Below are 255 nucleotides of genomic sequence, written 5' to 3'. Positions count from 1 at the left end.
CATTCTGCGGGTTGACTGTTAACGTCACCATTGCGGTATCTGTTCCGCCTTGGCCGTCGGTGATGGTGTAGGTGAAGCTGTCAGGACCGTTGTAGTCGGCAACCGGTGTGTAGGTGACGGTGCCGTCACCTTCAATCACAACATTACCGTGCGCAGGTTGAGTCACGCTTTGTACTGTGATGGTATCACCGTCCAAATCGCTGTCATTGGCCAGTACGTCAATATTGGCACTGGAGTCTTCATCCAAAATGCTTA

1 protein-coding gene is annotated in these 255 nt (G+C 51.8%); it reads right to left on the bottom strand.

Annotated elements, in window-relative coordinates; genetic code table 11:
• Positions 1–255: Ig-like domain-containing protein (locus tag HZ297_RS11945; RefSeq protein ID WP_178863994.1), on the bottom strand; the 255-nt coding region annotated here is incomplete at both ends.

The organism is Thiomicrorhabdus cannonii (assembly GCF_013391695.1).
Lineage (GTDB): Bacteria > Pseudomonadota > Gammaproteobacteria > Thiomicrospirales > Thiomicrospiraceae > Thiomicrorhabdus > Thiomicrorhabdus cannonii.
Note: the sequence above shows the minus strand (reverse complement) of the source record. Positions and strands in the feature narration are given on the sequence as shown.